Origin of the sequence: Streptomyces amritsarensis (assembly GCF_001953875.1) — a bacterium.
GTDB lineage: Bacteria > Actinomycetota > Actinomycetes > Streptomycetales > Streptomycetaceae > Streptomyces > Streptomyces amritsarensis.
In genome coordinates, this window is the sequence record NZ_MQUR01000057.1 from 44,208 (window position 1) to 51,201 (window position 6,994).

At 73.7% G+C, this 6,994-nt stretch carries 6 protein-coding genes; 3 read left to right on the forward strand and 3 right to left on the reverse strand.

Annotated elements, in window-relative coordinates:
- Window positions 1–49: 49 nt before the first annotated feature.
- Window positions 50–2,080, forward strand: coding sequence for a DNA helicase RecQ (recQ, locus tag AVW11_RS22795; RefSeq protein WP_076045616.1), 2,031 nt, complete (start codon window positions 50–52; stop codon window positions 2,078–2,080).
- 96 nt (window positions 2,081–2,176) lie between these two features.
- On the opposite strand, the gene AVW11_RS22800 is transcribed toward recQ, so the two are convergent.
- Window positions 2,177–2,461 (reverse strand): hypothetical protein, encoded by a 285-nt coding sequence (locus AVW11_RS22800; protein WP_030843736.1) that lies wholly within the window; start codon window positions 2,459–2,461, stop codon window positions 2,177–2,179.
- A gap of 232 nt (window positions 2,462–2,693) precedes the next feature.
- Here AVW11_RS22800 and AVW11_RS22805 point away from each other — a divergent pair, with 232 nt between their 5' ends.
- A complete protein-coding gene (locus AVW11_RS22805) occupies window positions 2,694–3,647 on the forward strand; it encodes a 5'-nucleotidase (protein WP_076045618.1) in 954 nt (317 codons plus the stop codon).
- Window positions 3,648–3,756: 109 nt separating this feature from the next.
- Here AVW11_RS22805 and tsaD read toward each other — a convergent pair whose 3' ends face one another.
- A complete protein-coding gene (gene tsaD, locus AVW11_RS22810; RefSeq protein WP_199818517.1) occupies window positions 3,757–4,827 on the reverse strand; it encodes a tRNA (adenosine(37)-N6)-threonylcarbamoyltransferase complex transferase subunit TsaD in 1,071 nt (356 codons plus the stop codon).
- A gap of 80 nt (window positions 4,828–4,907) precedes the next feature.
- Window positions 4,908–5,648 (reverse strand): NIPSNAP family protein, encoded by a 741-nt coding sequence (locus AVW11_RS22815; RefSeq protein ID WP_076045620.1) that lies wholly within the window; start codon window positions 5,646–5,648, stop codon window positions 4,908–4,910.
- A gap of 120 nt (window positions 5,649–5,768) precedes the next feature.
- On the opposite strand from AVW11_RS22815, the gene AVW11_RS22820 reads away from it, so the two are divergent.
- Window positions 5,769–6,788, forward strand: a complete 1,020-nt coding sequence (locus AVW11_RS22820; protein ID WP_076045621.1) for a helix-turn-helix transcriptional regulator — start codon at window positions 5,769–5,771, stop codon at window positions 6,786–6,788.
- The last annotated feature ends 206 nt before the right edge of the window (window positions 6,789–6,994 follow it).

Below are 6,994 nucleotides of genomic sequence, written 5' to 3' on the forward strand. Positions count from 1 at the left end.
TTCCGGTGGGCGGGCCCGGCGTGTCGGCGGCTGCCGTTAGGCTTCACGGATGGCCCTTCCGGACACTTCCCCCCAGACCTCCGACGCTCTGCAGGTACTGCACCGCGTGTTCGGATACAGCTCCTTCCGCGGCGAGCAGCAGGAGATCATCGAGCAGGTGATCAGCGGCGGCGACGCCCTCGTGCTGATGCCGACCGGCGGCGGCAAATCGCTCTGCTACCAGATCCCGGCGCTGGTCAGAGAGGGCACGGGGGTCGTGATCTCGCCGCTGATCGCCCTGATGCAGGACCAGGTCAACGCGCTGAACGCGCTCGGGGTGCGGGCCGGATTCCTCAATTCCACGCAGGACCCGTACGAGCGGCAGGCCGTCGAGCAGGCCTTCCTCGCCGACGAGCTGGACCTGCTGTACCTGGCCCCGGAGCGGCTGCGCACCGAGAGCGCCCAGCGGCTGCTCGACCGGGGCAGGGTGTCGGTTTTCGCCATCGACGAGGCGCACTGCGTCGCCCAGTGGGGCCACGACTTCCGGCCCGACTACCTCGCGCTGTCCATGCTGCACGAGCGCTGGCCGAAGGTGCCGCGGATCGCGCTGACCGCGACGGCCACCGAGGCCACCCACGCCGAGATCGTGGCGCGGCTCGGCCTGGAGGACGCCCGGCACTTCGTCGCCAGCTTCGACCGGCCGAACATCCAGTACCGCATCGTCGGGAAGAACAACCCGCTGGCGCAGCTGCTGGAACTGATCCGGACCGAGCACGCCGGGGACGCCGGAGTCGTCTACTGCCTCTCCCGGGCTTCGGTGGAGAAGACCGCGGCCTCCCTGGTGCAGCACGGCATCGACGCCGTGCCGTACCACGCCGGCATGGACGCCCGGGCGCGCGCGGCGAACCAGGCGCGCTTCCTGCGGGAGGAGGGCGTCGTGGTCGTGGCGACGATCGCCTTCGGCATGGGCATCGACAAGCCGGACGTGCGTTTCGTCGCGCACCTCGACCTCCCCAAGTCGGTCGAGGGCTACTACCAGGAGACGGGCCGCGCCGGCCGCGACGGCGAGCCGGCCACGGCGTGGCTGGCGTACGGCTTGCAGGACGTGGTCCAGCAGCGCAAGCTCATCGACGGTTCCGAGGGCGACGAGGCGCACCGCCGCTCGCTGGGCATGCACCTGGACGCCATGCTGGCGCTGTGCGAAACGGTCGAGTGCCGCCGGGTGGGACTGCTGGCGTACTTCGGGCAGACGGGCACGCCCTGCGGCAACTGCGACACCTGTCTGGCGCCGGCCGAGTCCTGGGACGGGACGGTCGCCGCACAGAAGCTGCTGTCCACCGTGTGGCGGCTGGCGAAGGAGCGCCGGCAGAAGTTCGGCGCCGGCCAGATCATCGACATCCTGCAGGGCAAGAAGACGGCCAAGGTCATCCAGTTCGACCACGACGCGCTCTCGGTGTTCGGTGTCGGGGCGGACCTGGGCACCGCGGAGTGGCGGGGCGTCGTGCGCCAGCTGCTGGCGCAGCGGCTGCTGGCCGTGGAGGGCGACTACGGGACGCTGGTGCTGACGGAGGAGAGCGGCGAGGTCCTGGGGGGACGCCGCAGCGTTGCGATGCGGAAGGAGAAGGCGCCGGCCGCCGCGGCCCGCAAGGAGTCCGGGTCGCGCTCGGGGAAGGCCGCCCGCGTGCCGGTCGACCTGCCGGCCGCGGCCGAGCCGGTCTTCCTGGCCCTGCGCGCCTGGCGGGCCGAGACGGCGAAGGAGCAGGGCGTGCCGGCGTACGTCGTCTTCCACGACGCGACACTGCGGGAGATCGCGACGCGGCTGCCCGCCACGGTGGAGGAGCTGGGCACGGTCGGCGGCGTCGGCGAGGCCAAGCTCGCCAAGTACGCCGAGGGCGTCCTGAAGACCCTGGCCAGCTGTGGCGCCGGTGTTCCCGGCCCCGCTTCGGCGCACCCGTCCGAGTCCGTCGCCCCTGCTCCCGCCGGTCCGGCCCGCCCGGCGTCCGCACCGGCGGCGCGGTCCGCCGCACCGGAGGACGAGGAGCCGCCCTTCGATCCGGACGAGATGGATCCGCCGCCGCCGTGGGACGAGGACTGGCAGTAGCCGTAGGCCGATCGCAGCGGCCATGCGCCAGGGGCCGGGTCGTGCACCGACGACCCGCACCCCCGTGCCGGGCGGCCGCGCGCCGGCCTTCGGCGGCTACTGCGGGGCCACCCGGCAGGCGCTGACCGCGGTCCCGTTCGTGACACCGCTCGCGGTCAGGCCGGTCACGCACTGTTCGTGGTCGCCGGTGAGTCCGACGTAGCAGGCCATGCGGACGGAGTCCGGGGCTTCCCCGCCCTGGAGTTCGCGCTCGACCTGGTTGATGCAGGCCGTCACGTCTGCGTGTGCGGCGGGGGCGGCGAGGGCCGCGCCGCCGAGCGCGAGGGCCAGTCCGGTGAGGACTCCGGCGATACGGGTCGGGGTGGCGGTTGACGTGCGCAAGGGGATGCACCTGCTCTCGGTGTGCGGTCACCCGACCGGACGGCGAAGAGCGCGAGGGCCACCTGGCTGTGCTTGCCGGTTCCGGTCGCCTTGACCACCGTACGACCGCTGCCGCCCGGCCACGAGCCGGCGGCCGGTGGAGGCGGAGGGCATGCATGTGCGGCGTGTATTTTCGGGATGTAGGAACGGGTGATCACCATCCCGGTGTCGCGAGGTGCCAGCAGGGGGCGTCATGAGGTACGACCTGTCCGACCGCCTGGTGATCGGGATCGCCTCCAGCGCCCTGTTCGACCTGGCCGACTGCGACGCGGTCTTCCGGGAACAGGGCGAGGACGCCTACCGCGCCCACCAGGAGGCCCATGTGGACGACGTCCTGGACAAGGGCGTCGCCTTCCCCTTCGTGCGGCGCCTGCTGTCGCTTAACGACCTCGCCGACCCCTCGGACCCGCTGGTCGAGGTCATCATCCTGTCGCGCAACGACCCCGACAGCGGCCTGCGCGTCATGCGCTCGATCGCCGCGCACGGCCTGCCCATCAGCCGGGCCGTGTTCCGCCAGGGCCGGTCGGCGCACCGGTTCATGCGCGCCCTGAACATGTCGTTGTTCCTGTCGGCGGACGGGGCGGACGTGCGTGCGGCGGTGGCCGACGGGCTGCCCGCGGGGCACGTCCTGCAGACGGCGCGGATCGACGACGAGGACGACCGCGAACTCCGCATGGCCTTCGACTTCGACGGCGTGCTGGCGAGCGACTCCTCCGAGCGGATCTTCCAGGACGCCGGCATCGACGGGTTCCGCGCGCACGAGGTCCTCAACGCGACCACCCCTCACGACCCCGGCCCCTTGAGCGAGTTCCTCGCGGGCATCAACCGCATCCAGCGCCGCGAGGAGGACAAGCGCCGTGCGGACCCGGCGTACCAGCTGCGGCTGCGGGTGTCCCTGGTCACCGCCCGGGACGCCCCCGCGCACGAACGCGCGGTGCGGAGCCTCAAGCGGTGGGGGCTGCGGGTCAACGACGCGTTCTTCCTCGGCGGCATCGACAAGGCCGCCGTGATGAGCACCCTCGATCCGCACATCTTCTTCGACGACCAGGTCGCCCACCTGAACGGCACGGCGCCGGCCACCCCGAGCGTTCACGTGCCGTTCGGCATCGTCAACACGCCCCCTCCGGAGGACTCTTCCCGCGCCTGAGGGAGGGGCGCGGCCGTGCTCGGTCGGGTGAGGGCCGACGGCGGTGATGGGCGGGCTGCTGCTGCGGGTTGCGGTGCCGTCGACACAGGAGGCGACGGAGCCGGCGCGATCAGGTGATCCGGACCGCCGGCCGGGCGAGCGGTGTGAGGGAGGCGTACTCCAGGGGCGCGGACGGGTCGATCGACACGTCCAGGGGCGCCGGCTCGGCACCGGCGCGGACCAGGAGGTCCCCCACCGCGGCGATCATGGCGCCGTTGTCGGTGCACAGCGTCATCGCCGGGACGCGCAGTTCGATCCCGGCGGAGGCGCACCGCCGCTCCGCCAGGGCGCGGACGCGGGAGTTCGCGGCCACTCCCCCGACCACGACCAGCGTCTTCACGTCGTGGGCGCGGCAGGCCGCGAGGGCCTTGCGGGTGAGTACGTCGGCCACGGCCTCCTGGAGGGCGGCCGCGGCGTCGGCGACGGGGACCTCCGCGCCGCGCCGGCGGTGGTGTTCGACCCAGCGGGCGGCGGCCGTCTTGAGGCCGGAGAAGGAGAACGCGTACGGGTCGTCGCCCGGCCCGGTCAGCGGGCGCGGGAACGCCACGGCCTTCGGGTCGCCGCCCCGGGCCGCCCTGTCGATGGCGGGGCCTCCCGGGTACGGCAGGCCCAGGAGCCGGGCGACCTTGTCGAAGCACTCCCCTGCCGCGTCGTCGAGGGTGTCGCCGAGGTGGAGGATCGGGTCGCGCACGAGGTCCCGTACGAGCAGCAGCGAGGTGTGGCCGCCGGAGACGATCAGCACCACGCACGGCTCGGGCAGCGGGCCGTGCTCCAGGGTGTCGGCGGCGACGTGCCCGGCCAGGTGGTGGACGCCGTACAGGGGCACCCCGGCCGCGTAGGCCACGGACTTCGCCCCGGCCAGCCCCACCTGGAGGGCACCGGACAGCCCCGGTCCGGTGGTGACGGCGACGGCGTCGATCCGGCCGATCCGCAGACCGGCCCGGTCGAGGGCCTGGCGGACGACCGGGTTGAAGGAGTGCAGGTGGGCGCGGGCGGCGATCTCCGGCACCACCCCGCCGAAGCGGGCGTGCTCGTCCATGCTCGTCGCGACGACGTGGGCGAGCAGTCTGCCGTCCTGCACGATGCCCGCCCCGGTCTCGTCGCACGACGACTCGATCCCCAGTACCACCGGTCCACCCACGGCGCCCACTCCTTTTGCACGTCTGCAACACCTGCAATATATGTGCAACAAGGTGGGGCGGGGGCGGGCGGCGGGCGCCGTCAGAGGATGAGCGAGCGGCCCGTGGGGGCCAGGCGCAGTGTGCGGGGGGCCGATGCCTGTTCCCGCTCGATGCCCGGCAGGACCTCGTCCCTCGCGACGGGATGCGCCCGCAGGGCGCTCAAGTGCCGGCGGTGTGCGCCTTCATCGGGATGGGAGGTGAGAACCACGACGGCGTTCTCCCCGGCGCGGACCGGCAGTCGGGGGAAGGTGTTGGGCGCCGTCTCGGTGGCGTAGGCGGCGACCGGCTCGGCTCCCGTGCTGCGCAGCAGCGGCAGGAGGCCGTCCCTGACCAGGGCGATCCCGGCGGCCCGGCCGGGCGGGAAGGACCACACCGTGGCGGACACGAACCGCTCGGGGGCCGGCGCGCCGGGTCGGGGCCTCGTGGACGGGGCGGGGCGGAAGCCGGTGCCGTGCGCCAGGGGGCGCAGGAGGAGGACGTCGTCGGAGTCGCTCATGGTGGCGTTGGCCCGGTCGCGGTGGCGTGCCCAGACCGGCCCGCCGTAGAAGGCCGCGAGCGCGTCGTGCCGGGCCGCCATGTCGGGGAACCCGCGCAGCCAGACGAAGCGGTCCGGGTCGTCGAGGTCGCGGAATTGGCCGAGGACCGCCATCCCTTCCTCCTCCTGCGGTTCGACCAGCTCCCCGTCGAAGAGTTCGATGAGGTCGTCGCGTCGGCCGGGCCGCAGCGTGTACTGGCGGAGCTCGATCACGGCGAGCGGGCGGTCCGCGTCGATGGGTGGCACGACAGACTCCTGTTCTGTTCGGTTGGCTCTTGTTCCGTCGGTTCTTGTTCCGTTGCGCCCGACCGACGGTAGGCCTCAGGCGTGCCAGGAGCTGTCAGGGTTTCCGGGCAGAATGGGCCCATGTCTGCCGGTCGCCTGCTGTCGGTCCTGCTGTTGCTGCAATCCCGTGGCCGCATGTCCGCCCGGGCGATCGCCGAGGAGCTGGGTGTGTCGGTGCGGACGGCCTACCGCGACGTGGAACGGCTGCAGGGCGCCGGGGTGCCGGTCTGCGCGGAGCCGGGGCGCGGGGGCGGCTACCGGCTGCTCGACGGCTATCGCACGCGGCTGACGGGGATGAGCGAGGGCGAGGCGCGGGCGCTGCTGTTCGCCGGGCTGCCGGGCGCCGCCGCCGACCTGGGGCTGGCGGCGGAGGTGTCGGCGGCACGGCTGAAGCTCCTGGCCGCACTGCCGGCGGGGCCGCGGGCGGCGGCGGCGCGGACGGCGGCGGTGTTCCACGTGGACGCCCCGGGCTGGTACCGGGAGCCTGAGCAGACCCCGTACCTGCCGCTGTTCGTCGAGGCGACGCTCACGCAGCGGGTCGTGGAGACGCGCTACCGGCGCTGGCGCGCGCCCCAGGAGGTGTCCCGCCGTCTGCGGCCCTACGGGCTGGTCCTCAAGTCCGGTGTCTGGTACGTCGTGGCCGCCGCGGAGAACGCGACGGCGACCCCGACCGCTGCGACCTACCGGGTCGCCCAGGTGCTCGACGCGTCGCTGAGCGGCGAACGGTTCGAGCGGCCGCGGGACTTCGAGCTGGGCGAGTACTGGGCCTCCTCCCTGGCGGACTTCGAGGCGCGCCGGTACACGGGCACGGCCACCGTCCGCCTGTCCCCGCGAGGACGCCGACGCCTGCCCGACAACGTCGCACCGCAGGTGGTGCGGGCGGTCGACGCCACCGCGACCGCCGTCGGCGCGGACGGATGGGTGGAGGCGGTCGTACCGACGGAGAGCATCGCGCACGCATGCGGTGAACTGCTGCGGCTCGGCACGGACGTGGAGGTCGTCGCGCCGGCCGAACTGCGCCGGGCCATGGCCGACACGGTGGGTGCGCTCGCCCGGGCGTACGGGGTCACCGGGGTCACCGGGGTCACCGGCCACACCTGACCCCGTCCGCGGCCGGCTGCCCGGCCGGCTCCGGCGCAGTCTGCGCGGCCCGCGCCCTCCGCGGTGTCCGGGCGGCGCCGCGCGGGGCGCCCGGTGTGCACGGGTGGGCTCGAACACGGGTCAAGGGCAGGGGCGCCTTCATCCGGAAGGGGATTCGGCGACGAGCGGGCGCGGGTGCGGGTGCGGCCGGCGCGATCCGGTCCGCT